Origin of the sequence: Pseudoalteromonas sp. SG44-17 (assembly GCF_014164235.1) — a bacterium.
GTDB lineage: Bacteria > Pseudomonadota > Gammaproteobacteria > Enterobacterales > Alteromonadaceae > Pseudoalteromonas > Pseudoalteromonas rhizosphaerae.
On the sequence record NZ_JACJEV010000031.1, the window covers coordinates 20,097 to 45,262 of the forward strand.

24 protein-coding genes, 3 tRNA genes and 1 rRNA gene are annotated in these 25,166 nt (G+C 40.6%); 13 read left to right on the forward strand and 15 right to left on the reverse strand.

What is annotated here, in order from left to right; genetic code table 11:
- Nucleotide 1: 1 nt before the first annotated feature.
- The gene (ompR, locus tag H5182_RS17685; RefSeq protein ID WP_145242004.1) at nt 2-721 is read right to left on the reverse strand and encodes a two-component system response regulator OmpR; all 720 of its coding nucleotides are present in this window, start codon (nt 719-721) and stop codon (nt 2-4) included.
- Between the two features lie 196 nt (nt 722-917).
- Here ompR and greB point away from each other — a divergent pair, with 196 nt between their 5' ends.
- The 4 genes from greB (at nt 918) to H5182_RS17705 (ending at nt 4,979) form a co-directional block, all read left to right on the forward strand.
- The gene (greB, locus tag H5182_RS17690) at nt 918-1,397 is read left to right on the forward strand and encodes a transcription elongation factor GreB (RefSeq protein ID WP_182732327.1); all 480 of its coding nucleotides are present in this window, start codon (nt 918-920) and stop codon (nt 1,395-1,397) included.
- A gap of 144 nt (nt 1,398-1,541) precedes the next feature.
- Nucleotides 1,542-1,850 (forward strand): hypothetical protein, encoded by a 309-nt coding sequence (locus H5182_RS17695; RefSeq protein ID WP_145242531.1) that lies wholly within the window; start codon nt 1,542-1,544, stop codon nt 1,848-1,850.
- A 50-nt stretch (nt 1,851-1,900) separates the two neighbouring features.
- Nucleotides 1,901-2,482 carry a CBS domain-containing protein gene (locus tag H5182_RS17700; RefSeq protein WP_145242533.1) on the forward strand — a complete coding sequence of 194 codons (582 nt, stop codon included), beginning with the start codon at nt 1,901-1,903 and terminating at the stop codon, nt 2,480-2,482.
- 163 nt (nt 2,483-2,645) lie between these two features.
- Nucleotides 2,646-4,979 carry a Tex family protein gene (locus H5182_RS17705; protein ID WP_182760395.1) on the forward strand — a complete coding sequence of 778 codons (2,334 nt, stop codon included), beginning with the start codon at nt 2,646-2,648 and terminating at the stop codon, nt 4,977-4,979.
- Between the two features lie 64 nt (nt 4,980-5,043).
- On the opposite strand, the gene H5182_RS17710 is transcribed toward H5182_RS17705, so the two are convergent.
- From H5182_RS17710 to bioH, 4 genes are all read right to left on the reverse strand, one after another.
- Nucleotides 5,044-5,772 carry a hypothetical protein gene (locus H5182_RS17710; protein ID WP_145242537.1) on the reverse strand — a complete coding sequence of 243 codons (729 nt, stop codon included), beginning with the start codon at nt 5,770-5,772 and terminating at the stop codon, nt 5,044-5,046.
- A gap of 160 nt (nt 5,773-5,932) precedes the next feature.
- Entirely contained in the window at nt 5,933-6,811 is an 879-nt protein-coding gene (locus H5182_RS17715) for a putative metalloprotease CJM1_0395 family protein (RefSeq protein ID WP_149983058.1), read from the reverse strand.
- A gap of 6 nt (nt 6,812-6,817) precedes the next feature.
- Nucleotides 6,818-7,126 carry a hypothetical protein gene (locus H5182_RS17720; RefSeq protein WP_145242541.1) on the reverse strand — a complete coding sequence of 103 codons (309 nt, stop codon included), beginning with the start codon at nt 7,124-7,126 and terminating at the stop codon, nt 6,818-6,820.
- Nucleotides 7,127-7,226: 100 nt separating this feature from the next.
- Nucleotides 7,227-7,964 carry a pimeloyl-ACP methyl ester esterase BioH gene (bioH, locus tag H5182_RS17725; protein WP_145242543.1) on the reverse strand — a complete coding sequence of 246 codons (738 nt, stop codon included), beginning with the start codon at nt 7,962-7,964 and terminating at the stop codon, nt 7,227-7,229.
- A gap of 58 nt (nt 7,965-8,022) precedes the next feature.
- On the opposite strand from bioH, the gene H5182_RS17730 reads away from it, so the two are divergent.
- Complete coding sequence (locus H5182_RS17730) at nt 8,023-8,724, forward strand: ComF family protein (RefSeq protein ID WP_145242545.1); 702 nt, start codon at nt 8,023-8,025, stop codon at nt 8,722-8,724.
- A gap of 16 nt (nt 8,725-8,740) precedes the next feature.
- On the opposite strand, the gene H5182_RS17735 is transcribed toward H5182_RS17730, so the two are convergent.
- The gene (locus H5182_RS17735) at nt 8,741-11,293 is read right to left on the reverse strand and encodes a M14 metallopeptidase family protein (RefSeq protein WP_182760396.1); all 2,553 of its coding nucleotides are present in this window, start codon (nt 11,291-11,293) and stop codon (nt 8,741-8,743) included.
- Nucleotides 11,294-11,438: 145 nt separating this feature from the next.
- On the opposite strand from H5182_RS17735, the gene nfuA reads away from it, so the two are divergent.
- Both nfuA and H5182_RS17745 read left to right on the forward strand, forming a co-directional pair.
- Nucleotides 11,439-12,014 (forward strand): Fe-S biogenesis protein NfuA, encoded by a 576-nt coding sequence (gene nfuA, locus H5182_RS17740; RefSeq protein WP_145242549.1) that lies wholly within the window; start codon nt 11,439-11,441, stop codon nt 12,012-12,014.
- A 12-nt stretch (nt 12,015-12,026) separates the two neighbouring features.
- Nucleotides 12,027-12,299 carry a hypothetical protein gene (locus tag H5182_RS17745; protein ID WP_145242551.1) on the forward strand — a complete coding sequence of 91 codons (273 nt, stop codon included), beginning with the start codon at nt 12,027-12,029 and terminating at the stop codon, nt 12,297-12,299.
- A 905-nt stretch (nt 12,300-13,204) separates the two neighbouring features.
- On the opposite strand, the gene H5182_RS17750 is transcribed toward H5182_RS17745, so the two are convergent.
- The 5 genes from H5182_RS17750 to nudE all read right to left on the reverse strand — a co-directional run bounded on the left by H5182_RS17750 (nt 13,205) and on the right by nudE (nt 15,078).
- Nucleotides 13,205-13,281 (reverse strand) — tRNA-Met (locus tag H5182_RS17750).
- A gap of 60 nt (nt 13,282-13,341) precedes the next feature.
- A tRNA-Met gene (locus H5182_RS17755) sits at nt 13,342-13,418 on the reverse strand.
- Between the two features lie 78 nt (nt 13,419-13,496).
- A tRNA-Met gene (locus tag H5182_RS17760) sits at nt 13,497-13,573 on the reverse strand.
- 142 nt (nt 13,574-13,715) lie between these two features.
- A complete protein-coding gene (gene cysQ / locus H5182_RS17765; RefSeq protein WP_145242561.1) occupies nt 13,716-14,513 on the reverse strand; it encodes a 3'(2'),5'-bisphosphate nucleotidase CysQ in 798 nt (265 codons plus the stop codon).
- Nucleotides 14,506-15,078 (reverse strand): ADP compounds hydrolase NudE, encoded by a 573-nt coding sequence (nudE, locus tag H5182_RS17770; RefSeq protein ID WP_179959231.1) that lies wholly within the window; start codon nt 15,076-15,078, stop codon nt 14,506-14,508. Before nudE ends, cysQ begins: the two co-directional genes overlap by 8 nt.
- 61 nt (nt 15,079-15,139) lie before the next feature.
- Here nudE and yrfG point away from each other — a divergent pair, with 61 nt between their 5' ends.
- Complete coding sequence (yrfG, locus tag H5182_RS17775) at nt 15,140-15,790, forward strand: GMP/IMP nucleotidase (RefSeq protein WP_182735698.1); 651 nt, start codon at nt 15,140-15,142, stop codon at nt 15,788-15,790.
- On the opposite strand, the gene H5182_RS17780 is transcribed toward yrfG, so the two are convergent.
- Nucleotides 15,787-16,410, reverse strand: a complete 624-nt coding sequence (locus tag H5182_RS17780) for a dUTP diphosphatase (protein ID WP_149983053.1) — start codon at nt 16,408-16,410, stop codon at nt 15,787-15,789. The two genes, yrfG and H5182_RS17780, sit on opposite strands and share 4 nt — an antisense overlap.
- Nucleotides 16,411-16,793: 383 nt before the next feature.
- On the opposite strand from H5182_RS17780, the gene H5182_RS17785 reads away from it, so the two are divergent.
- Nucleotides 16,794-17,423, forward strand: coding sequence for a peroxiredoxin-like family protein (locus H5182_RS17785; protein WP_182760397.1), 630 nt, complete (start codon nt 16,794-16,796; stop codon nt 17,421-17,423).
- A 30-nt stretch (nt 17,424-17,453) separates the two neighbouring features.
- On the opposite strand, the gene H5182_RS17790 is transcribed toward H5182_RS17785, so the two are convergent.
- Nucleotides 17,454-17,822 (reverse strand): YacL family protein, encoded by a 369-nt coding sequence (locus H5182_RS17790; RefSeq protein ID WP_145242569.1) that lies wholly within the window; start codon nt 17,820-17,822, stop codon nt 17,454-17,456.
- Nucleotides 17,823-17,933: 111 nt separating this feature from the next.
- On the reverse strand, nt 17,934-18,158 hold the full coding sequence (locus tag H5182_RS17795; protein ID WP_145242571.1) for a hypothetical protein: 225 nt from the start codon (nt 18,156-18,158) through the stop codon (nt 17,934-17,936).
- Between the two features lie 327 nt (nt 18,159-18,485).
- Here H5182_RS17795 and uvrD point away from each other — a divergent pair, with 327 nt between their 5' ends.
- From uvrD to H5182_RS17815, 4 genes are all read left to right on the forward strand, one after another.
- A complete protein-coding gene (gene uvrD / locus H5182_RS17800) occupies nt 18,486-20,651 on the forward strand; it encodes a DNA helicase II (protein WP_145242582.1) in 2,166 nt (721 codons plus the stop codon).
- Nucleotides 20,629-22,722 carry a GNAT family N-acetyltransferase gene (locus H5182_RS17805; protein ID WP_182760398.1) on the forward strand — a complete coding sequence of 698 codons (2,094 nt, stop codon included), beginning with the start codon at nt 20,629-20,631 and terminating at the stop codon, nt 22,720-22,722. Before uvrD ends, H5182_RS17805 begins: the two co-directional genes overlap by 23 nt.
- 73 nt (nt 22,723-22,795) lie before the next feature.
- Entirely contained in the window at nt 22,796-23,800 is a 1,005-nt protein-coding gene (locus H5182_RS17810) for an ABC transporter substrate-binding protein (protein ID WP_259398276.1), read from the forward strand.
- Between the two features lie 66 nt (nt 23,801-23,866).
- A complete protein-coding gene (locus H5182_RS17815) occupies nt 23,867-24,715 on the forward strand; it encodes a chemotaxis protein (RefSeq protein WP_145242578.1) in 849 nt (282 codons plus the stop codon).
- Nucleotides 24,716-25,058: 343 nt separating this feature from the next.
- Here H5182_RS17815 and rrf read toward each other — a convergent pair.
- Nucleotides 25,059-25,166 (reverse strand): 5S ribosomal RNA (rrf, locus tag H5182_RS17820); the annotation flags it as partial.

Consider the following 25,166-nt stretch of genomic DNA (forward strand, 5'->3'; position numbering starts at 1 on the left):
GCTATTTTTCACCATCTGGAACAAATACGTAACCTAAGCCCCATACAGTTTGAATATAACGTGGATTAGCGGCATCGACTTCGATCATGCGACGCAAACGTGAGACTTGTACATCGATACTACGCTCTAATGCACTGTAATCTCGACCACGCGCTAAGTTCATTAACTTATCACGACTAAGCGGCTCTCGTGGATGTGTAACAAGCGCTTTCAATACCGCAAACTCACCACTGGTCAACGACATGGTTTTGTCGCCTTGGCTCATTTCACGGGTGGCTAAATTAAGCGAAAACTCACCAAACGAAATATGATTTTCTTCTGCTGACGGTGCACCTGGCACTTCTTTTGAACGACGACGCAAAATAGCTTTAATACGCGCTAATAATTCACGCGGGTTAAATGGTTTCGGGATGTAATCATCAGCACCAAGCTCTAAACCGATAATACGATCAACCTCATCACCTTTAGCCGTTAACATGACAATTGGAATTTCATTTTCTTTTTGGCGTAACCGCTGACAGATAGATAAGCCATCTTCACCGGGTAGCATTAAATCAAGTACCATCAAGTGAAAGTTTTCACGTTCTAACAGCCGATCCATTTGTTCTGAATTAGCAGCTGTACGCACAATAAATCCTTGTTCTACCAAGTAGCGCTCTAACAAGCTGCGTAAACGCATATCATCATCAACGACTAATACTTTTGTGGTTTCATGTCCCATTACTTTCATTCTTATTTTTCTGTACTGTTATGATTAATATAAATGAAAAACATGATAATAAAAAACTAATTAGGTCACTAGATTGTTACTGAACATTTCAAGCCCACAAAAATGCTGGCGAGAACAAAAATCAGCTCGACAAGCCAACAAGATTTTTATACCTTGCCTAGGTGTTTCTCAAGGTAATAATTTAAACGTGAAAACTAATTTAATCACCCGCGAAGGGTATTTACAGCTGCAACAAGAACACGACCACTTATGGAATGTTAAACGCCCTGAAGTCACAAAAATAGTGAGCTGGGCTGCTAGCCTTGGTGACCGTTCAGAAAATGCTGATTACCAGTACAATAAACGTTTGTTAAGACAAATAGATCGTCGCGTGCGGTATTTACGCAAACGCATGCCAGATCTAAAAATAATTGATTACTCGCCGCAGCAAGCTGGTAAAGTGTTTTTTGGTGCATGGGTCGAAATAGAAAATGAACAAGGTGAAGTGCTGAAGTTTCGCATTGTTGGCCCTGATGAGATTTATGACCGCAAAGATTATATCTCGATTGATTCGCCGATGGCGCGCGCATTATTGAAAAAACAAGTGGATGATGAGTTTTATGTTACAACTCCGCAGGGCAAAAAAGAGTGGTACGTTAACAGTATCAATTACCCTGGGGCTTCATAAATCCTCAGTAAAACGATAGTTCCTCGCTTCTCATTATTCAGATAAGGTTAATTATTGATTGTCTAAAGTGAATTTGTAGACTATAAATAAAAGTACTCAAGTAAAGCATTTCGCGCTTGAGTTGAATATTAGAAGGTAGTAGTTATGTCAAACGTAATACATCGCATAGTAAGTAATGCCGTGTTATTTACACTTTTAATGAGTGTGAGTTTGACTGTAATTGCTCAAGGTTTTGACGACCACGACCATTTATCCCCAACCGCAAACTATGTTGCTTGTGACATTCCTGACCAAGCTAATCTTGACGTTGACTTAGACACACACGTTGACGGGATCTCTATCAGGGTGCTTCAACCACTCCCTGAAAACATTTTATCACTTTATGTGAGTACCACTTTCGTACAACCTTTTAGCTATGCGTATCAGCGTGGACCACCGGCTTATTTTATTTAATTTATCGCTTAAAAACTTGATTAAATTTAATAACATAATTGGTGATTACTATGGCTAACTTTAAAGAACTTCGTACTCAAGACATTTCTAAAGGCGTTTTATCTCACACTTACCGTGACACTCAGCCGTTAATTGATTTAACGTCTCCGGCTTTGAAAATGGTCAATAATTTTACTCAAAAAGACCCGCTACGTGCTCATTTTGAAACCAGCATTGTTGATGCATTAAAACAGATCACTAGCCAACATACAGACTTTATTTTAGTAGTAGATGACAAAGAAAAATTACTTGGTATAGCATCTAGTGCGGATCTACAAAGCTCAAAAATTATGATTTTAGCACAGCGCTTAAATGTACCTCGCAACGAAGTTAACTTACTTCATGTAATGACACCACTTAGCCACTTAACTGGCGTAAGTATGCAAAGCTTAAGCTATGCTTGTATTGGTGATGCACTACAAACAATGGAACAAAACGGTATTATGTTTTTACTGGTTACTACCGCACATAATGAAATTTGTGGTTTAATTTCAGCTCGAGAAATTGCTAAAACATTACAAATTCCGTTACATATCACACCTATCGCGCACAGTTTTAGTGAAGTAATGCAACATATTGAACACCCCCATTAAGCACTGATACATGTTTAATTGAACCACCTCTTTAAAAGGCCTTAAAGTATATAAATAGCATACTTTAAGGCCTTTTTATTAAGCCCTGCTGTGATATTATTCAAGCAATTAATTACGCCAAAACTATCGTTCTGGTCTTCAAATTGTTTAATAAGGTTTTTGCATGAGCAATATCTCTGCACGTTTAGCCACTGAGCTGAATGCTCAAGAGCAACAAGTTATAGCTGCTACAAAATTACTCGATGAAGGTTCAACAGTGCCTTTTATTGCCCGCTATCGTAAAGAAGTAACGGGTGGTTTAGACGATACCCAATTACGATTGTTAGAGCAGCGTTTATCGTATTTAAGAGAGCTGGAAGAACGTAGAGCCTTCATTCTTTCGACGATTAAAGCGCAAGATAAACTCACCACCAGCTTAGCTGCCGATATTAATAATGCGGACAGCAAGACTGAACTTGAAGATTTATATTTACCTTACAAAGCTAAGCGCCGCACTAAGGGACAAATTGCTATTGAAGCTGGTCTTGAGCCGTTAGCGAATGCTTTATTTAATGATGCTTCTTTAGATCCTGAGCAACAAGCCGCTGGCTACCTAAATGCAGAAGCCGGCTTTGCTGATGAAAAAGCAGTTCTGGATGGCGCTAAATTTATTTTAATGGAACGCTTTGCTGAAGATGCCAAGCTGCTCGCCAAATTTCGTAGTCACATCAGTCAGCACGGTCAAATCGAAGCAAGCTTAATCAAAGGCCAAGAACAAGCTGGCGCTAAATACCGCGATTATTTTGAGCATCAAGAAGCGCTTAAAAAAGTGCCTTCGCACCGCGCTTTAGCTATGTTGCGCGCGCGCAACGAGGGTATTCTACAGTTAACAATCAACCCTGAGCCAAGTTCAGAAAACCCGGCCCATATGTGTGCCGTGATGATTGCCGATCATTACCGCCTTGATATTAACAACCAAGTAGCCAGCCCTTGGTTACTCACTGTCGTGCAGTGGGCCTGGAAAATTAAGCTAGGCTTACATTTAGAAAACGAATTTTTAGCAGCCATGCGTGAAAAAGCCGAAACAGGCGCTATCGATGTGTTCGCTAAAAACTTAAAAGACTTACTTATGGCTGCCCCTGCTGGGCCTCGCATAACATTGGGCCTAGATCCTGGTCTGCGCACTGGCTGTAAAATTGCCGTTGTTGATAGCACTGGTAAGTTATTAGCCACACAAACTATCTTCCCACATGCACCACAAAATCATTGGGATAAATCAGTACGAACGCTAGAGCAGTTATGCCGCCAACATAAAGTCGAACTAATCGCTATTGGTAACGGCACCGCTTCACGCGAATCAGACAAACTGGTTGCTGAATTAATCAAAGCAAATAGCGAGCTAAAACTCAATAAAATTATGGTCAGTGAAGCTGGCGCATCGGTGTATTCAGCATCAGAATTTGCTGCTAATGAGTTTCCTGATTTAGATGTGTCGTTACGTGGTGCGGTTTCAATTGCGCGTCGCTTACAAGATCCACTGGCTGAACTTGTGAAAGTGGAGCCTAAGTCAATTGGTGTAGGTCAATATCAGCACGATGTATCACAAAGCCAACTAGGGCAAACTCTGACTTCTGTTGTTGAAGATTGTGTGAACTCGGTAGGTGTAGATTTAAATATGGCCTCAGTGCCATTGCTTGCGCGTGTTTCAGGGTTAAATAAAACCTTAGCGCAAAATATTGTTAATTATCGCGATGCTAACGGTTCATTCACTAAACGCTCAGAGCTAAAGAAAGTAGAGCGTTTAGGGCCAAAAGCATTTGAACAAGCCGCCGGTTTCTTAAAAATTAGTAATGGCAGCGACCCACTTGATAAATCATCAGTTCACCCGGAAGCTTACCCTATCGTTAAACGCATTTGTGAACAAAATAGTCTCGATGTAAATAACCTAATTGGTAACTCAGAGCTGCTGAATAAGTTAGTTGCCAATGACTACATTGATGATAAATTTGGCTTACCAACGGTTACCGACATCATCAGTGAACTTGATAAACCTGGACGCGACCCTCGTCCTGATTTTAAAACAGCAGAGTTTAAAGCAGGTGTTGAAAAAATCAGTGACTTAAAGCCAGGGATGATTTTAGAAGGCGTGGTTTCAAACGTAGCTAACTTTGGTGCTTTTGTTGATGTGGGTGTACACCAAGATGGTTTAGTACATATTTCAGCGATCACTAATAAGTTTATCTCTGATCCGCGTGAAGTAGTTAAAGCGGGTGATATTGTAAAAGTAAAAGTAGTGGAAGTTGACGCTGCCCGTAAACGTATTAGTTTTACCATGCGTTTAGACGATGACATTGATACCAGCAATAAACCTGCTCCATCAGTCAATCAAAAGCCGCAAGCTAATAATCGTAACAATGCTCAGCAACCTCGCGCTGCAAAACCAACACGTGATACCGGTAATGCAATGATGGGTAATGCTTTTGCAGACGCCTTCGCAAATGCAAAAGTGAAAAAATAACGCTTAAGCAAAAACGCCACAAACTCAGTTTGTGGCGTTTGCAATTCTGCTATTTAAATCTGATTTAAAAGTAATAACGTAAGGTCGCTGCAATATCTGCATACTCATCAACGTAACGGTATGAAGCACCTAAAATTGCTTTTTCAGTCAAGGTGTAATTAAAACCCGCTTTTAAAACAACGTTATTGTCACTTTCTTCATCATGTAAACGCTCGTAACCTAAGCCTGCATTTACTTCGAATTTATCCGTGACTAAATGCCTAACTTGCACATTAGCAGAGAGGATATCAGCACTATCTGAGTCCGAGTAAGCTGATTCTGACGATGAGAATACTTGGCCATTAAACCTTTCTTCGACTAGGTTTATGAAGTCAGTGCTGTACTTCAGTCTACCTAGATTGATACTGTAATCTAAATTGGTAACTGCAGATAAACGTTGAATATAACCCGCACTGAGCTCTAATCTAGTAAATTCAGCGTCTAGCTTTCCTTCAGTGTATAACTGTGACGTTCCTACATACTCACCGTTTTGAAAGATATCACGATAATCCTCAGAGACACTATTTGACAGATCATCTGATGTGCTTGCATATAAACCGGTTAGATACCAATTACTACTTACTTGCTTGCTAAGCTTAACTGCATAACCATCAAAGCTAAGTTCATCCAAGTCATCTACGTCCATTTTTGCATAGCCAACTTCGACATAGTCATAACTTAAGCCAGCCGTTTCATTCGCCACCGCTGTTATTGAAAAAAGTGATAAAGCACCTGCGATTACTGCATATTTCATTTAATTGTCTTCCATAATAAAAATCGTAGGGAAAATAGCAGTTACAGTAATATTTCACAATTAATTGCATACATCTTTAGGTAAATAAATGTGAATAACCACACTTAAAAAATGATTTATTTGGATTTAAATTGAGGAAACACATATTACGAGGGAGCAACTATATGGTTGCAGAAAAGCCAGACTGTCCATAAGGCGAGGTGGCGGCTTGATAAAACTGCGCAATGCGACCTGCACGCTGCTCAACTTCAATATCGCGCTTAGCCGTTGCGGTTTCTGATTCAGCAGTAGTTGCAACTTTCTCATCCTTTGTTAATTCGTTATCTACTTTGAACGATGCTGATTGCGTACTGCTTTCATCATCACTGTCTATATTACTAAGCTCTGCTTGCGCTGCAGCGAGCTTTTGAGTGGCATCAGCAGCAATCGAACGATCAGCACCAGAAGGCTCTGCCGGCGCTAAAGCTGCAGCACGTACCGTTTGCATTTTCTCTATTGTAGCTCGCGGGTCACCTGCTATTTCAGCAACGTCAATTTGTACTTCGCCGCCAACAGCGTAATTGGTACCATCAGGTCCACGTTGGTACTCATAACTTGGCGAACCTGCGTGTTGACCACCAACTGATGAATGAGCTTGCTCATGAATACGTACTTCAGTATCACGCGCTTTTAACTCTTTAATTTGCTCAGCGTCTTGTTGCTCTTGCTGAGCTACTTGCTCTTTTTGCTTTGCCTCTTTCTCTTTATCTTGTTGTTGCTGTTCATTTTGCTCTGGATTTTGCTCTGCATCTCCCTGCTGACGCTCTTGAATTACTTTTTCGTCGGCAAGTTTACCCTTGGCATCATAAGTGCCGGTATCAGTTGTACCGGGTTGTTTAGTTTTTTCATTATCACCGAGCGCTTTGTTTTCAGCATTAGTCGGTTTTGTAGCTGCAGGTGGCGGGATAACTTCCCGAAGTTGGTTGTCACGCCGAGCGGTTTCCGTATAAACATTTGCGGTGTTTATATTAATATTTGGAAATGGCGTGACAATGTTCATGGCAAATTAAACACGAATATCAATCAAAGTCCCCAGTACTTCGTCCGCGGTTTGAATTGATTGCGTATTGGCTTTGGCATTAAACTCTTCGACCTTTAAATTGACCAAGGCTTCATCAATACGTGGTGGTTGTGACACAGGAGCGGTTACCGCTTCTTCCGGACGAGCAGCTTGCAGCTGGCGCTGTTGGGCAAGCTGAGCGTCGTCTTGTTGCTCAATGCTGGCGCGATTTATTTCTGCGCTGGCTTTTTCTATACCCTGACTGGCACGATTAAAACCTTCAACACCGTTATTAAACACAGATCCGATTGGCATACAACACCTCCACCAATGATATATTGGTTAATTATCGCTCATAAAACAGTCAAAATAAAGCTTTACTACAGAGTTTTTCAAACCACCGTAAAGTTACTTTTCAAAGCATTGATTTGACGGCAGATAAAAACTCTTTTTTATGGGATATAAAAGGTGCGTGTGACGCTTTATCGATCACTTCATACTCAAAATCGTGTTTTAAAACTTTCATTTTGGTTACTGCGCGATACGGTACCAATGCATCTAAACGGCCAAATACAGCACGGATCGGCACTGGACAACAGGCAAAAGCATCGCGTAAATCATCTTGCTGTAAAATATCCAAACCAGCAGTTAATGCACACTCTTGTGGAGCCGGAAATTCATTGAGTAACTGTTTAAGTTGTTTAATATCATCTCGGGCATTTTCACTGCCCATCGCCTGTATTGCCAAAAAGCGATCGATGGTTTTCTCGCGATGAGTGACTAACTGCTCTTTAAATGCAGCTAATACATTTGCTTTTATTCCTGGCCAATCATCGCCTTCAGCAAATAATGGAGTTGCAGCAACTAATATCACTTTCGCGACTTTTTCAGGCCAGTGCTTTGCAATATAAAGAGCAAATAAACCACCTAAAGACCAGCCCATTAAGGTAGTGTTTGGCTGTAATTGATTGCTTAATTGTAATGCAGCGGCATGCAAAGTATACGGCTTTGGCGATGTTTGATTATTACCGTAACCGGGTAAATCAACACTGCGTACTGTATCGTTATGCATAAATTGAAGCTCCGGCAAGATCAACTGCCATACGCCTTGATTCATCCCCCAACCATGTAATAACACCAGCTCATTTTGCATTTTTTATAACCTTGCTCCAAACTTAGCGCTCATAATAGCGTTTGAGGGAATGAATGCAATGACTGCTTTTCATCAATGTTTTCAACAGCTGGGCGATTGGTTTTTTCCTTCTTTTTGTGTGCAATGCCAAAGTATTATCCGTACCAAACATAGTTTATGCGAACATTGTTTAGCTGATTTGCCGCTATTAGATATAACCACACATGCTAATTTACTGTATCGCCCAGATGTGGTTGAGTTATTTCCTGATTGCCAATTCGATTACCTGTTCGCTTGCGCGTGGTATCGTCCCCCTTTTGATGGTTGGCTCACGCAACTTAAATTTAGTAACCAGATTCATTATAAAAACGCATTGTCGTTAATTATTAGCCAACAACTGACTGTTAGTAAAAAAAATAGCGAAATATGGCCAGATTTATTTATTATTTTACCTCTACATCAGCAGCGTTTTTTAAAGCGAGGCTTTAACCAAGTATCACAATGCTGGTTGCCATGTTTAGTAAATGAAAATATTGATTCTCAGAGTTTACAGCGTACAAAGAAAACCCAAGCACAGTCATCACTTAGCAAAGCTAAACGAGTAAAAAACTTACATGGCGCATTTATATGTAATACCGATATGAGCGGAAAAACAGTTGCTATCATTGATGATGTGATGACAACAGGAGCAACTCTTAATGCAGCTACCGTCGCCCTTAAAAAGGCTGGTGCTAAGCAAGTTTGGGCATTTGTAACCTGCTTAACACCATTAGGACATTAATACTTAAGCTAATTAATTAATCGGCATTCGCTCTAAATGTGTGACCAAAAAACAATGCATTGCTCAATAAACGACTGGTGCCGTACCAATAGCCCCTAAATATCGGATCATCTGTCATACCAATCACACTGCCACGACCATACGAATGTGCCACTAAACCAGCCGCTCCCGCTACTTGCTCAACATTCACATCATCGGTAAAGCCAGCTAGTAATGGCTTTTGCGTATACTGCAACACATTTACAAATGGTGCAGCAGACATTTCAAGTAACCAAGTACTATTTTTAAATACTGGTAAGGTGTCACGCTGTAATGAAAAAGTAAGTGGGTGCGTTAAATCGGCTTTAGTATTAAATATCGCTCCAGCAATACGTTGACGCCCAGCTAGATGATCTTTATCACCATAGTTTAAGCCATCCGTTTTGAAGGCGCTGGCAACATCTCGGCGTGATAAATAACTGGTTTTTAATAGTTGTTGATCGACTAAAAACTTAGCCCCACCTTTGTGGCCCCAAATAACTCCACCTTTACGTACCCAAGTTTTAATTGCTATTTTGTCAGCATCTGAAAGCTTATTGTAATTTCCATGAGCCAAAACAATGTGGCTATAATCACTAAGTTCAAGATCACCAAAACGTTCCATTTCCACAATGGTAGGTGCCACACCAACAAAGCGATCTAAGTAATACCACACTTCACCTACTTCATATTGACTAGTCCCTTGGCCACCAACGAGTAATACTTTCGGTGCTTTAACTACCGCTAACGTCCGCGAGCCTAAATCGACACCCTTTGCCGTTAAGCCAGAAGTAATAGGCGTAATCGCAATACCAAACTCATTTTGTGCACTATTTAATAACGACACCCATTGCGGATTTTTTTGAATCCCAGCAGGAATAATAATACTACCCGCAGCAAATTCCTGTGTACTTGCAAGCGATTTAGCTGATAAAGGGCTGAGCGCCACACGAGCTTGCACACCTTGCTGTAATAATTTATTAAGCATTTTCGGAGCTAAATAATTATCCCATTTAAAGCCAAACGCATACTGTGCATCTAACTCAGCAAATTGTGGTTTTTCAGGCTGTTGCCATGCATTTTTACTAACGTCTAAGCCCCAGCCACTTTTAATTGCTGCAAACTCCAAGTTAAAAGCATGGGCTAACGTCCAGCCGGATACATCATAAAAAGTGTTATCAACAAAACGCTTTTGCTCACTAAAAATGGCTTTAACTAAGCGATATTGCGGCTGGGCTAATGGCACAAAATAACTTTTCGCAGAAAAATTCTTACCATCCGCTTTTACTGCTTTATTAAGTGGATAAGCTTTGATCTGATGCTGTTTCAATAAATCTAAAAAAAGTGCGCTACGTGTTGTATCTGCACCGCCTTGCACTACATAACCTTTATAATCTTCATCACTAGCAAGCTCTATAGCATTATTGTAAAAACTAGCTTGGTAATCGAGTAATGCTTGGCGATTATCTATCGCAGCCTGAAATGTAGATAGGCTCGTAAGCAGCTGGTTTTTAATCGTAAATGCAAAACTCAGCGGTCCATTTATGGTTTCTTGCAGATGACCACGAGAACTTGCTTGCTCAAATAAAATACCCACACCACCATTTACATCTGGATAAGTTGAACCTTTGCCATAGTAAAAATCATCAAAGCTTTCTTCGGTAAAATATAACGCGTTGTGTTCATCCAATGTTTTGGCATGATAGTTACCTATTGCCTTCGTGAGACTGACATTTTCATCAGGGGTGATCGGGTGCTTACGTGATGGAATACCTGGCTGAAAGAAAAAAGTGCTATTGGGACCCATTTCATGGAAATCAGTAAGAATATTGGGTTTCCAGTAATGAAACTTAGCAATACGAGCACGAGATTCAGGGTGTTGTAGCAGCAACCAATCACGATTTAAATCAAACCAGTAATGGTTAGTACGGCTACTTGGCCAGCTTTCAATATGCTCCCGAGTTTGTGGATCAGACGATAAGTTCATACCGCGATTACTATTCGCCCAATTCGCAAAGCGTGCTAAACCATCGGGGTTTAATGAAGGATCGAGTAAAATAACCGTGTTATTTAATAGCGTATCAATTTCTTTACCTTGCGCCGCAGCTAAATAATAAGCCACTAGCAAGGCTGAATTACTACCAGAAGATTCATTGCCATGAACGCTATAACCCATCCAAACGACCGCTGGCTGATCGGTTTCTTTGGCTTTTTCTGGATCGGCTAAACGCGCCAAGTGCGCCTTACGTGTTTGCTCCACATTCGCCAACTTATCAGCTGCGGTGATAGTTAGCATAACGAGCGGGCGCTGCTCATGGGTACGACCAATGACTTCAAAATTAATACGGTCACTTTTTTGTGCCAATATTTCCATATAACGAACGAGTTGATCATGACGTACGTGCCACTGCCCGACTTCATAGCCTAAAACCTGCTCTGGAGTGGGAATAGTTGGATCAAATTTCACATCATCATTGAAATAATATGAAAGCGGTTGTGCTAAACAAGAAAAGCTTAGCAATAGTGTAAAGATTGTTATTATCAAACGCATAGAAAACACTCAGTAAATGATCAATGTTTGCACGCTACCATTGCTTAAAATAGATGCCAAATTTTTACGCTCAACACTGGCGACAACGCGATGAGCGGAGTATGATAACCAGTATCCGAGTAATTTAGTCAAGTATAGTTGTTTTATGATTTCTATTTCCGAAACCGCACAATCGCATTTTGCAAAATTATTAGCTGACCAAGCTGAAAAAACAAATATTCGCGTATTTGTTGTTAACCCTGGCACATCACAAGCGGAATGTGGTGTATCTTACTGCCCTGAAGATGCAGTAGAAGCCACCGATATTCGTCTTCCTTTTAACGGCTTTGATGCTGTAGTTGACACAGAAAGCGCGCCATTTTTAGAAGAAGCTGAAATTGACTTCGTTACCGACAAAATGGGCACTCAGTTAACACTTAAAGCCCCCAATGCTAAAGCCCGTAAAATCGGTGATGACGCAGGACTTAACGAACGTATTCAACACATGTTAGAAACAGAGGTTAACCCTCAGCTTGCTAACCATGGCGGCCAAGTAAGCCTTGTAGAAGTAACTGCTGAAGGTATTGCTGTTCTTCAATTTGGCGGTGGCTGTAATGGTTGTTCTATGATCGATGTCACACTAAAAGAAGGCATTGAAAAAGAAATGATTGCTAAGTTCGATGAAATCACCGGTGTTGCTGATATTACTGATCACAAAGCTGGCGATCATTCTTACTATTAATAGTAGGCAGTCATGCTAAAGCCGCTGATATATCGCTTAGGTTCAGAGCCTAAGCTCAGTTTAAAGCGCTTTTTACGCGGCTTAGCACTGTTTGTGCTAGCCGTGATATTAATCACCCTCGGCTATTATAGCCACTACAGCTTACAAATCATCGGCTTAGTAATTTTAGCCATCGCACTATTCTTCGCCGCTTGGGGCTACTTAGGTATCTTTGCTAATCGCTTTTCGCAGGTATTAGACAGAAAAGATTCCCGTCCAGAAGAAGATCCTGATCTTTGGAAATAGCCAAAGCTCTAGGTTCTATCAAAATACTGCCATGAAAAAGCACTCATCAACAATACCTATTTAATTTGTCTTACTTTATTTCAGTTGTTGCGGGAGCCTGAGTTTATGGAGAGCGAACCGACGACCTTCGGGTTATATAGCAACATCAAGATCTTCACTGAATTTCAGGCATAAAAAACACTCATATAGAGTGTCTATTCATTCTTAATTTTTATTTCAGTTGGTTGCGGGTGCCAGTGTTTATGGAGAACGAACCGACGACCTTCGGGTTATATAGCAACATCAAGTATTCACTGAATTTCAGGCATAAAAAAACACTCATATAGAGTGTCTATTCATTATTACTTGATTTCAGTGGTTGCGGGAGCCTGAGTTTATGGAGAGCGAACCGACGACCTTCGGGTTATATAGCAACATCAAGATCTTCACTGAATTTCAGGCATAAAAAAACACGCTTTAGGCGTGTCGATTCATTATTACTTGATTTCAGTGGTTGCGGGAGCCAGAATTTATGAAGAACGAATCGATGACCTTCGGGTTATGAGTAGCCCAATTTTTGCACTCACTGAATTTTAGACATAAAAAAACACTCATATAGAGTGTCGATTCATTATTACTTGATTTCAGTGGTTGCGGGAGCCAGAATTTATGAAGAACGAACCGACGACCTTCGGGTTATGAGTAGCCCAATCTTTGCACTCACTGAATTTTAGACATAAAAAAACACGCTTTAGGCGTTTCGATTTAATAGAACTTGTTATTTCAATGGTTGCGGGAGCCGGATTTAAATAGATGGCCTTTGCTGGCTAATATAGAGCTGAGACCGACGAGCTATTTATTTCACTGAATTTTAGACATAAAAAAACACTCATATAGAGTGTCGATTCATTATTACTTGATTTCAGTGGTTGCGGGAGCCGGATTTGAACCGACGACCTTCGGGTTATGAGCCCGACGAGCTACCAGGCTGCTCCATCCCGCGCCTGAAATTGCAGATTTATTTATAGTTGCTATACATGACAACTTGGCTTCCAATAAAAATTGGTTGCGGGAGCCGGATTTGAACCGACGACCTTCGGGTTATGAGCCCGACGAGCTACCAGGCTGCTCCATCCCGCGCCTGTATATTTTAAGTCTATCGACTAGTGATTTTTAACTCTCACCTAGAGTTTACAGTAACCGCTTCTTAAAAAGAATTGGTTGCGGGAGCCGGATTTGAACCGACGACCTTCGGGTTATGAGCCCGACGAGCTACCAGGCTGCTCCATCCCGCGCCTGTAATTTCTTTTTCAACGGTTTCGCGTTATTTGCGAGCCTGTTTCGAAGAGAGCGCTATAGTATAGGAATCATATTATAATGCAACAGTTAAACTGCCTAAAGCTGTTCAACCGAACAAAAAGCAAACAAACAGAGTAATTAAAGCGCTCTTTGGTGTGGACTGATCATTTTTTGCCACTCCCAATCAGGGTGACCCATCACTATAAAGTCAGGGTTCTCTGTACTCTCACGCTGATTGTAGGTTAATGGATTAAATTCAGCATCAGTAATACAGCCACCTGCTTCTTCAACAATTATTTGCGATGCTCCCGTATCCCACTCACCTGTTGGCCCTATCCGTAAAAAACAGTCAGCTTTACCCTCAGCAACAATACATGCTTTTAAAGAGCATGAACCTACAGCAACTGTTGTAAACTGCGCGTTCAAGTATTGACTAACAGCTTCAATTTTTTGACGACGACTAACAGCCAAAGTTAAGTTATCTGGAGTGGCAACATTGATCTGCTGCTCTACGCCATCGACACGCTTAAATGCACCATTTTGATAACTGGCAAAATAAGTTGTCTCTTTCGCTGGCCAATAAATCACCCCAAGCACTGGGCGATTGTTTTCAATCAAAGCGATATTTACCGCAAAGTCGCCGCTTTCTAAAATAAACTCACCGGTACCGTCCATTGGATCGAGTAACCAATAGCGCTGCCAATCTTGCCTATCCGCTAAAGCAGGGATTGGTGTTTCTTCTGACATAATAGGAATATCTGGCGCTAGTGCTTTTAATCCAGCAACTAACACATCGTTAGCGGCTAAATCGGCTTTAGTGACAGGTGTGTGATCTGACTTTTCTTGCTGGCCAATATCATCTTTCTTGTAAATAGCCATAATCGCAGCACCAGCGCTTTGCGCAAGCTCAATACATGGCTCAAGTAATTCAATCATTCGCAGCTCCTGATTCTAAATGCTTAGTTAATAATAGCAAAGCTGCAACGCTTCGTGCTTCGGTGAAGTCTGATTGTTGTAATAATGACTGCCAATCGGTTAATGGCCACTTAACAACCACTAATGGTTCTGGCTCGTCCCCAACTAAAGTTTGCGGATAAAGTTGTTGCGCAAACAATATGTGCATAGTCGCATTAAAGTAACTGGGTGCCATTGAAACCACTTTAAGTGGCTGAAGTTGCTCAGCACCAAAGCCAACTTCTTCTTTTAATTCTCGGTTTGCTGCTTGTTCTGGTGTTTCACCAGGATCAATTAAGCCTTTTGGGAAGCCTAGTTGATAATCATTAGTGCCAGCACAATATTCTCGTACTAACAGTAATTCATTATCAGCTGTTAATGGCACTATCATTACAGCCCCTCGGCCACCGCCGCGGATCCGTTCGTATTGACGCTGTTCGTCATTTGAAAATTTTAATTCAAGTGATTCCACCGTAAATAATCGGCTTTTAGCAACAACTTCGGTGCGAAGAATTTGTGGTGGTGTTGGGTGCTTTTTCTGTGTCATTGGCATTAATTTGCTATCATGGCAGTTAGTTCAATAATAAACCCTATAAGATGAAATTCCTATGTTAAATTGGTCAAAAATCGATACTGTGCTGCTAGATATGGATGGCACTTTGCTCGATCTCCATTTTGATAATCACTTTTGGCTGACAGTGATCCCTGAGCAACTCGCTATCGCAAAGAATATTAGTTTGGCACAAGCCCAAGCGGATATATTAAAACGCTATCAAGCCGTTAGCGGTCAAATCCAATGGTATTGCTTAGATTACTGGGAACAACAACTTAATTTACCTATTATGGAGCTAAAATATCAGCATCAGCACCTCATTAAAATGCGTGAGGATGTACCAGCATTTTTAACGTCGTTGCGAAAAGCGGGTAAAGAGTTGATTTTACTTACCAACGCACACCCGGAAAGTGTCATGCTCAAGTTTGAAAAAACCAGTATTGATAACTATTTAGATGGTGTGGTGTCGACTCATCAATATGGTGTGAGTAAAGAGCAGCAAAGCTTATGGCAGCAAGTACAACTCGATTTAGGTTTTGATAAGCAGCGTACGCTGTTCGTTGACGACAGTTTAGCGGTACTAAACGCCGCAAAAGAATATGGTATTGGCCATTTATTGGCGGTTGCAAACCCAGATAGTAAACAACCGCACAATGAAATCAGTGACTATTTGAGCGTCACTGATTTTCGTGACATGCTGCCTTAATTTTTAGGGTAGCGAGCCTCTAAGCCTTGATATACAAGCTTTGCAAAATCAGCATGTTCCGTATTCAGGCTTTTAACGACCTCAACTAAATGCTCGTTATCTTCTTTGCCATGCCATTCTTTAATGTAGCTACCATCTTTATAACCATGATCTTGGCGGAAAAAATTAAGCGTATTTTTACCTACATAGCCTCGATATAAATCATCAATATCCATACCTATTTGCGCCATACATCCAGCGAAGGCTGCGGCGTTAAAGGTTTTCTCAGCGACGGCTGACGCGGCGAGAATTTCTAACGTTTGTTTGAAATCATCAGCTTGTTGCGGTGCACTTAACTGTTGTTCCAACTGCTTAGCAAGCTCTAAATAACTGGTCTCACCATCAATGCGTAACGATAAACCGAAGTGAAAAATATCAACCAATTCTAAAATAACTTGCTCGGTATCTGGAGTTTGCTTTTTCCACCATTTCCAACCGTAATGATCAAGCATTTCAGCGCATTCAACCCAAATAGCGCGATACCATTCAAAGCCTTGGCTAAACCATTGATCATGAACTTTGGTGTTCATGGCATTTTGCATTTCTAGCATCACCACGAGTTTATTTAAATTGGCAGACATATCTCTTCCGGTTACTATTTTAATTGCTGTAATAATACAGGTATACCCAAACCACCTCAAGATGCAGAATTCAGCGTTTCACAGGAGCTTAATATCAAGGCGTTACTTTGCAACAATGGCAGTCCCTTTTAAGAAGCAACAACGATGAGAGTAAGTGCCTGTGAAACGCCCAACGGGTTGGTTTAAAAGCGATTTATACTGCGTTATTGATTTTAACAATAGAACCACTATTCCTTGCAATCAATGCCTTGCCTAAATCGCTTGTAATTCCAACTGAAACTCGCATCTTGAGCTGATTTGGGTATTAACTGAGATCTAATGAAATTATTTCTCCACTTCGCCTATCTTATATGTAACGCGTTTAAAAATTATTAGAGACTTACATGTTAAAAGCAATCCTACTCGCTTGTTCAATCGCAGTTACTGCATCAGTGACTGCTGCAACAGCCACAAATATTGCAAATCAGGCTGAAAAAGTTAGTCCGCTGTTGCCCGGCTTAACAGTGCCAGCAATCACACTGAAAGATAAAACCGGTAAAAATGTTGTTTTAGCTGAACGTTTTGCTGAAAAAACAACGGTGCTTATCGTATACCGTGGTGGTTGGTGCCCATATTGCTCTAAGCAATTAGCGAATGTGCAAAAAATTGAAGCAGAACTGACTGAGTTAGACGCACAAATTATCGCGGCTTCACCCGATAGCCCAGAAAAATTGGCTGAAACTAAAATAGATTCACCAAACTATCAGTTACTTTCTGACGATAGCCTATTGCTAAGCCAAGCGCTTGGTTTAGCATTTTACCTTGATGATAAAACCGCGACTATTTATCGTAATAAACTAGGGGTAAATTTTGTTTCTCTTGAAGGTAAAGCGAAGGTAGCCTTACCTGTACCGGCAGTCTTTGTTATTGATAAACAAGGTTTAGTGCATTTTCAATATGCGAACCCTAATTATAAAGTTCGCTTAACTGAAAGCTTACTATTGGCTGCAGTAAAATCTGTATCTGAGCAATAGCGTAATTAGCAGGGGGCTTTAACCCTCTGCTTACCTACCTGTAGTAAATTCTTGCCATGAATTAATCAGATCAACAAAATCTTCAAAACCACAGCCACTACTTAAACCATTTTCCTCGAGCATAAGCTCATCATCTTGATAAGCAAATAAATCTTCAGAGTCTTGGTGCAAGGCATGGGCTTCAAAAATGGCTTCATCTTTATTTAAGATCAAATCAATTTCTTGGCCCTGTAGCGTTAACGGCTCAAAACTACTTGATACTGAGGCTATTAAAGCTTGTACCATAGCAATTTTGTCTTTGCCGATCTCTTCATTTAACCAACGGCCAATAACCGCATGTTCACTGCTAATTTTAATCCGCAGGCCACTTATTGGATCGCGTATAAATTGGTATTCCATAACTTTACCTAAATACAACTAATGATCGGGATTATACCCTAGTCAGTGCTGAATAAATAAAGCCAGTGACAAAAATAGCGCTAAAAAGCGCTATTCTTTGAAGTGATACAGCTACCGATAAGATCTAAACCGCGCGGCATCAATGATTGCCCAAATATAGACGATCGGCAGTAATATAAAACCAATCGCAACATAAATAAGCGCGCCACTAATAACCCACGCTAGGAAGAAACCAATTGCCGCCATAATCCGGCCTTGAACTAACTGCCCTAAACCTGGGAAAAATATATTACAAATCGCTGCGATAACATTACCGCCTGAACCTTGCTCTGCCATGTTAACCTCAATTATTAATTTAATTTTATTCTTATCTACTTACATTCTTCATGCCAATTATTTAGTTATTAAAAATCAATATGTTAAAATCAACGGTAATACGAAGAACTAGCTAAAATCGTGATTTTTACTAAATATAAGTCAAATTGGCGATATCACTTCACACCATTGATCTAGCTTAGCTAAAAAATGACTATAAATGAATCATTAAGTTTTTAAAGCCTTTAGACTATGTATTAAATTAACTGGTTATAAAAACAGTATTTTATTTAGCCTAACAAAAACACCTGTTATACTGCTTTTAATATTGATTGAAAAGGCGTGATGATGGACGTTTCAGAATTACTCGACGGTTTAAATGATAAACAACGGGATGCAGTTGCAGCCCCACTCCAAAATATGCTGGTGCTTGCTGGCGCAGGCTCTGGGAAAACTCGAGTACTCGTTCATCGTATCGCATGGTTAATGCAGGTTGAGCAAGCCTCCGCTTATAGTATTTTTGCAGTAACCTTTACCAATAAAGCAGCTAAAGAAATGCGCACGCGCGTTGAACAAGCCCTTCAAGCACCAGTAGGTGGTATGTGGATTGGTACTTTCCATGGCTTATCACACCGTATATTGCGTGCCCACCATCGCGAAGCAAACTTACCAGAAGCGTTTCAAATTTTAGACTCTGATGATCAACTTAGAATGATCAAACGCTTATTAAAAGCCATGAATATTGATGACAAAAAATGGCCTGCAAAACAGTTTGGCTGGTATATCAGCGCCAAGAAAGATGAAGGTCTGCGCCCCAAAGATATCCAAGCTTACGACATCAACGAACAAATGATGCTTAAAGTTTACACCGCTTATCAAGAAGCATGTGATCGAGCCGGATTAGTTGATTTTGCCGAAATCTTATTACGTAGTTTTGAAGTACTAAAAAATAATCCAACCTTACTACGTCACTACCAGCAACGTTTTGCCCATATGCTAGTAGACGAGTTTCAAGATACCAACACCATTCAATATGCATGGCTTAAATTATTAGCCGGCGATACCAACAGCATCATGATCGTAGGTGATGATGACCAAAGTATTTACGGTTGGCGTGGTGCTAAAATTGAAAACATTAAGCGCTTTTTGACCGATTTTAAAGCCGAAACTATTCGCCTTGAACAAAACTATCGCTCTACTGCCACGATTCTAAAAGCGTCTAATGCACTTATTCAAAATAACTCAGACCGAATGGGTAAAAGCCTCTGGACTGATGGCAATGATGGTGAACCTATTTCTGTTTATGCCGCTTTTAACGAATTAGACGAAGCGCGCTTTGTAAGCAGCAAATTACGCAGCTGGTTAAACGCTGGTAATGCCCTACAAGATGCGGCGATTTTATATCGTAGTAACGCGCAATCGCGGGTACTTGAAGAAGCGATGTTACAAGAAGGCTTGAAGTACCGCATTTACGGCGGTATGCGCTTCTTTGAACGTCAAGAAATTAAAGATGCGCTGGCATATTTACGGCTCGTAGGTAATCGTCAGGATGATGCAGCATTTGAGCGAGTGATTAACACTCCTGCTCGTGGCATTGGCGATAAAACCTTAAGCCATATTCGCGATTGTGCGCGTAGCGAATCATTGCCATTATGGTACGCCGCCAAAGCCATCGTAGAACAACAACATTTATCAGGACGTGCGGCGACGGTTGTTACTAAGTTTGTTGAACTGGTAGAACATATTGAAGATAAAATTGGTGATCTCACTTTAGAAGAGCAAGCGAAATACGCTATTCAAACATCTGGTTTAATGGCGATGTATCAAGCAGAAAAAGGCGAAAAGGGCCGCGCCCGGGTAGAAAACTTAGAAGAGCTGATCAGCGCCTGTGGCCAATACGAACTCCCGGAAGATGAAGAGTTTAGCTCACCACTGCAAGGATTCTTGGCTTATACCTCACTGGAATCCGGTGATGGTCAAGCTGAAGAACATGAAGATGCAGTGCAAATGATGACGTTGCACTCAGCGAAAGGCTTAGAGTTTCCACTCGTATTTATGGTTGGTGTTGAAGAAGGCATGTTCCCATCTCAACAAAGTAATGAAGAATCAGGTCGGTTAGAAGAAGAGCGTCGTCTTTGTTATGTCGGCATGACTCGCGCCATGGAAAAACTCTATATTAGCCATGCCGAGAGCCGCCGTCTTTATGGTCAAGAAAAGTACCACAGTCCATCACGCTTTTTACGTGAAATGCCTGAAGATTGTATTGAAGAAATTCGTATTAAAACTCAAGTATCGCGACCACCCGCAGCAGGACGATTTAGCTCATCAGTAAGTCATGCCGTATTTGAAGAAAGTGGCTTTAGCTTAGGACAACACGTATTACATGCAAAATTTGGTATGGGAACGGTTATTAATTACGAAGGCAGTGGCGCTCAATCTCGCGTACAAGTGAATTTTGATGACTTTGGTAGTAAGTGGTTAGTAACTGTTTATGCACGACTACAAGCCATTTAACTCGTTAATAAGTAATATCCTACCGCAAATTGCCTATGCTAAACATAGGCAATTGCTACTCATTACTGGCGAACAAAACTGGTGTTATCAACAGGCTAATGAGTTACTCAAGCAACTTTGCCATCCGCTTGTTAAGGTATTATCAACTAGTGGCGAACTCACTGACAGTAGCTGGCCTGAACATACTCATCAAATTCTTGGCCAAGAATTTCAGCATGTTATTTATGACGGTTTTAGTGGCTTAGTGCCAGACAAATTTGCTGCTCTTAGTGGCACTGTTCAGGCTGGCGGTTTATTTATTGTATTGTTGCCAGAACTTGATGATTTACACTATTGGTGTGACCCAGCACTGACCGCCTTTCAATCATTTGCTCAACAACAACAGCAGAGTTATTTTAACCAACGCTTTGCACGCTTACTCCAGAGTAATTTGTATCTGCACCTCAGCCAACAATCAGGCTGGCAAACGTTACCAGAAACAAGCCAGCTAGCAGGTAAAATAAACCTAACTGAACAGCAATTTTGCATCGAGCAAATCATTAGAACTGCCAACGGTAGAGCCAATCGCCCTTTATTGATCAGCGCAGATCGTGGCCGCGGAAAATCGGCGGCTTTAGGGCTTGCTGCTGCAACACTTAACGATAAAAAAATACTCATTTGTGCACAGCAGTTTAACGCCCTACACAGCTGTTTTAAACACTTTGCCGCAGCACGAGGATTAAGCTATCAAACTCGGGATAAACAACTCGCCAACTTGCATTATATTGCACCCGATCAATTACTAAATGAACTACCTGACTGTGATGTATTGTTGGTTGATGAAGCTGCTGCGATCCCAGTACCATTATTAATTAAAATGCTCACGCATTATCCCCGCATTATATTTGCCAGCACTATGGTAGGTTATGAAGGGAATGGCCGCGGGTATACTTTAAAATTCAAACGTTACCTAGAGCAACATTATAAAAATATGCATAGTGTTACTCTAGAGCAACCAATTCGCTTCGCAGCGAATGATCCGCTAGAACAGCATATTTGTAATTTGTTAGCACTTGACGCCGATTATCAAGATATTACGCTAGACACCAGCGCTCTGCTCTATTCTGAACTGACTCCCCAACACCTTGCTGAAAATGAAGCACTACTGCGTCAAGTCATTGGGCTATTAGCATTAGCGCATTATCAAACTAGCGTGAATGACTTGCGCCACTTACTCGACGCGACAGAGCAACGCATCTTTGTATGTCAGCAACAAGGCGTTATTATTGCAGTATGCCTAATTGCGATTGAAGGCGGTTTAACCGCAGACTTGAGTCAACAGGTTGTTAGTGGTCAACGTCGCCCACAGGGGCATTTGATGGCGCAAACATTAGCACAGTTAAGTGCTAATGCTGACGTACTAACAAGGTTGTGTGCTCGTGTTGTGCGCATTGCTGTAGCTCCATCACAGCATAGTAAATGTATTGGTTCACAACTTATTGCTCATTGTGAACAGCAACTAGCATCAAGCTGTGACTGGTTTGGAGCCAGTTTTGGCGCTAATGCGAGCCTACTCAAGTTTTGGCAAATGGCGGGGTTTAGTTTAGTTAAACTAGGCTTTATGCAAGATAAAGCGACTGCAGAACATGCAGCTCTTGTGGCTAAAAGTTTAACTGATCGCAGCTCGCTAATTAAAAATCTGAAAACTGATTTTCAATCAGACTTTGCATTGCAACTACTTGATCATTTCAATCAGTTAGATCAACAATTAGTCGAACAAGTACTGCGTGACTGTGCTCAACATAACGCTGATAACATCCAAGATACACGTCTAGCTGCATTACTAACAACAGATTACCAAATTTTTACCATCAAACCTTTATTGTGGCGGACACTTTGGTGCACACCAAGCAGCTTATCTAATTGCGATGAAAATACCAAATGTCTTTTTATTAGACTAATATTACAAAACTGGTCATCACAAAAGGCACAAATAGTTTTACAGATCCGTGGTAAAAAATCACTCGATAAACTATTCAAACAGGCTGTTACTAATTGGTATGAACAATACTTACTTAAAAAATTACCTTAGCGTTCTTTTCTTCTTTTCATTTTCACATAGCAATTTCGCCTATGCCGAGAACAAGCCAGCGATAAAATTAGGCATGTCTACCGCGTTAACAGGACCTGCCAAACAAATTGGTGAACAACTTTACCTAGGTAGTAATATCTATTTTAACAAGCTAAATAAAAACGGAGGTATCAACGGAGCACACGTAGAATTAATAGTCGCCGACGATGGTTATGAACCAAAACGCGCAGTAAGTAATACTCGTCGCTTTATTTATCAAGACAAAGTAGATGCGCTATTCGGTGCAATGGGAACTCCAACAAGCTTTGCTGTTTTACCAATCCTTGAACAACTGCAAATTCCATATTTAATGCCTTACAGCGGCGCTAAATTTTTGCATTATCAGCCAACAATTAATGTATTCAACATAAGAGCTAGCTACGATGATGAAGCTGACGAGCAAATAAAATACCTAGTCGAAGAAAACAATCACACACGTATTGGGTTTTTAATTCAAGCAGATGAATTTGGTCTTGTAGTAGAATCTGGATTGCGAGAATCGCTCGCCAAACACAATCTAAAGCCAGTTAAAGTCGCTCGCTATCAACGAAATAGTAATGATATTAAGGGTGCTCTCAAAGCACTAAAAGCCAGCGGTGCTACTGCCATTTGCTTAGTCGGCACATACAAACCATTATCTGAATTTATAAATAGCGCATATGAACAACAGTTTATGCCTGACTACACCAGTATATCTTTTGCCTCAAGCAATGACTTATTTGCTCGCCTAAAATACCCCAGTAAACTTATGGCGACCGAAGTAATTCCTAACCCTAATAAATGTAACGCTTATTGGTGCACTGAATTCTTCAAAGATATGGCTGCAGCGCAAGTTAGCACACCTAGTCGTCTGCACTTTGAAGGCTATCTCAATGCAATGGTGTTTAGCGCCGCAGCACAACGCTGCCCGCAACCACTGCAACATAATTGTTTAATGCAGCGCCTAAATATTATTTTTAGTGAAGATAAACAAATAAACGCGTTATTCGTCAATAAAACTGATAAGAATAAGCATACTGTCTATCGCTCTGTGTTTTAACAAAATAGCTGCGCTTTCTAAATAATGTTCTATTATTAAGCTATATATTTAGGAGGTGAGGACACTATGGACTTAATTAATTTTAGAGTAGGCCAGAAAACAATTTCATTAAAAATTCTCGACATACTTTTAACTGAACGCTTTGAAGATAATTTAACCTCATTACCTAACGACAATAAAAGTTTTATTGGTGTTAAAGACTATATGGAAACCCCCACTCCAATATTTGATCTAGGTATTATTCTCAACAAACAATCAACACAAGATACCAACTTATCATTAGTGAATTTATTTAGTGAGTGGGAACAAAAACAACACGAATGGTTTTTCGCACTTGAAAATAGCATTAACCAAAATCAACCTTTTAACCACAACACTGACATTCAGCAATCTAACTTTGCAAAATGGTACAGCAGCTTTAAAACCGAAAATGAAGATCTTAAAGCAATTATAGAACGATTTAAGATCCCTCATGCACGCTTGTATAGTCGTGCTAATAAGCTAATTGAACTAGTAAAAAAAGGCAATCCAAAGCAAGCTCTTATTGACCTAAATATTGAGCGAAACAGCAATTTTATGCAATTAATTAGACTGTTCGAATCAGCCAAAGAACAAATTATTTTAGATTATAAACCAATCATCATTTTCACAACTAAAGATGGTAGAAACCCACATATAGGACTACTTGTTGATAAAGTCGAGGATAATATCAGTTATAAAAAAGAAGATATCAAGCCTTTAGATAAGCTAACAGATGTAGGTTTTGACATTGACCCGCAGACCAAAAATATGATGCGAGGATTAATAAAACTTGAGCATAAACATAGCGTACTCATAGACCCAAGTGCAATCTTTAGACCTGATCACTTAATGCATCAACATGCTGAAGAAACAGCAGAATATGGGTTGTTTTAGAAGTGCATTTTCTAGATAGCAGTTCCTTTTAAAGGGCGCTAGTTTCTCAAGATTAAAAATGGCGCACACATGTCAAAGGTTAACACTGACGGCTCGAAGCCATTAGCTTTCCTACAGACGTAAAAAAGCCGCTTCATTTCTGAAGCGGCTTTCTCAATTTGGAGCCTAGCAATGTCGTGGTGCCTACAGCGATAAAAAGTCACATAGCAAATGTATAGAGTAGGCTTTAGGCTCTTATTCTTTTTTACCTAAAACCTATTGCCTTTAACCTCGAACCTTCTTTTTACTTTATTCCAGACGTAAAAAAGCCCGACTATTGCTAGTCGGGCTTTCTCAATTTGGAGCCTGGCAATGTCCTACTTTCACATAGCAAATGCTACACTATCATCGGCGCTGTTTCGTTTCACTACTGAGTTCGGCATGGGGTCAGGTGGGTCCAAAACGCTATTGT

Coding starts and splice junctions, on each gene's coding strand:
- ompR (WP_145242004.1), bottom strand. CDS start 721: ATGGGACATGAAACCACAAAAGTATTAGTCGTTGATGATGATATGCGT.
- H5182_RS17695 (WP_145242531.1), top strand. CDS start 1,542: ATGTCAAACGTAATACATCGCATAGTAAGTAATGCCGTGTTATTTACA.
- H5182_RS17700 (WP_145242533.1), top strand. CDS start 1,901: ATGGCTAACTTTAAAGAACTTCGTACTCAAGACATTTCTAAAGGCGTT.
- H5182_RS17705 (WP_182760395.1), top strand. CDS start 2,646: ATGAGCAATATCTCTGCACGTTTAGCCACTGAGCTGAATGCTCAAGAG.
- H5182_RS17710 (WP_145242537.1), bottom strand. CDS start 5,772: ATGAAATATGCAGTAATCGCAGGTGCTTTATCACTTTTTTCAATAACA.
- H5182_RS17715 (WP_149983058.1), bottom strand. CDS start 6,811: ATGAACATTGTCACGCCATTTCCAAATATTAATATAAACACCGCAAAT.
- H5182_RS17720 (WP_145242541.1), bottom strand. CDS start 7,126: ATGCCAATCGGATCTGTGTTTAATAACGGTGTTGAAGGTTTTAATCGT.
- bioH (WP_145242543.1), bottom strand. CDS start 7,964: ATGCAAAATGAGCTGGTGTTATTACATGGTTGGGGGATGAATCAAGGC.
- H5182_RS17730 (WP_145242545.1), top strand. CDS start 8,023: ATGACTGCTTTTCATCAATGTTTTCAACAGCTGGGCGATTGGTTTTTT.
- H5182_RS17735 (WP_182760396.1), bottom strand. CDS start 11,293: ATGCGTTTGATAATAACAATCTTTACACTATTGCTAAGCTTTTCTTGT.
- nfuA (WP_145242549.1), top strand. CDS start 11,439: ATGATTTCTATTTCCGAAACCGCACAATCGCATTTTGCAAAATTATTA.
- H5182_RS17745 (WP_145242551.1), top strand. CDS start 12,027: ATGCTAAAGCCGCTGATATATCGCTTAGGTTCAGAGCCTAAGCTCAGT.
- cysQ (WP_145242561.1), bottom strand. CDS start 14,513: ATGATTGAATTACTTGAGCCATGTATTGAGCTTGCGCAAAGCGCTGGT.
- nudE (WP_179959231.1), bottom strand. CDS start 15,078: ATGACACAGAAAAAGCACCCAACACCACCACAAATTCTTCGCACCGAA.
- yrfG (WP_182735698.1), top strand. CDS start 15,140: ATGTTAAATTGGTCAAAAATCGATACTGTGCTGCTAGATATGGATGGC.
- H5182_RS17780 (WP_149983053.1), bottom strand. CDS start 16,410: ATGTCTGCCAATTTAAATAAACTCGTGGTGATGCTAGAAATGCAAAAT.
- H5182_RS17785 (WP_182760397.1), top strand. CDS start 16,794: ATGTTAAAAGCAATCCTACTCGCTTGTTCAATCGCAGTTACTGCATCA.
- H5182_RS17790 (WP_145242569.1), bottom strand. CDS start 17,822: ATGGAATACCAATTTATACGCGATCCAATAAGTGGCCTGCGGATTAAA.
- H5182_RS17795 (WP_145242571.1), bottom strand. CDS start 18,158: ATGGCAGAGCAAGGTTCAGGCGGTAATGTTATCGCAGCGATTTGTAAT.
- uvrD (WP_145242582.1), top strand. CDS start 18,486: ATGGACGTTTCAGAATTACTCGACGGTTTAAATGATAAACAACGGGAT.
- H5182_RS17805 (WP_182760398.1), top strand. CDS start 20,629: ATGCACGACTACAAGCCATTTAACTCGTTAATAAGTAATATCCTACCG.
- H5182_RS17810 (WP_259398276.1), top strand. CDS start 22,796: ATGTCTACCGCGTTAACAGGACCTGCCAAACAAATTGGTGAACAACTT.
- H5182_RS17815 (WP_145242578.1), top strand. CDS start 23,867: ATGGACTTAATTAATTTTAGAGTAGGCCAGAAAACAATTTCATTAAAA.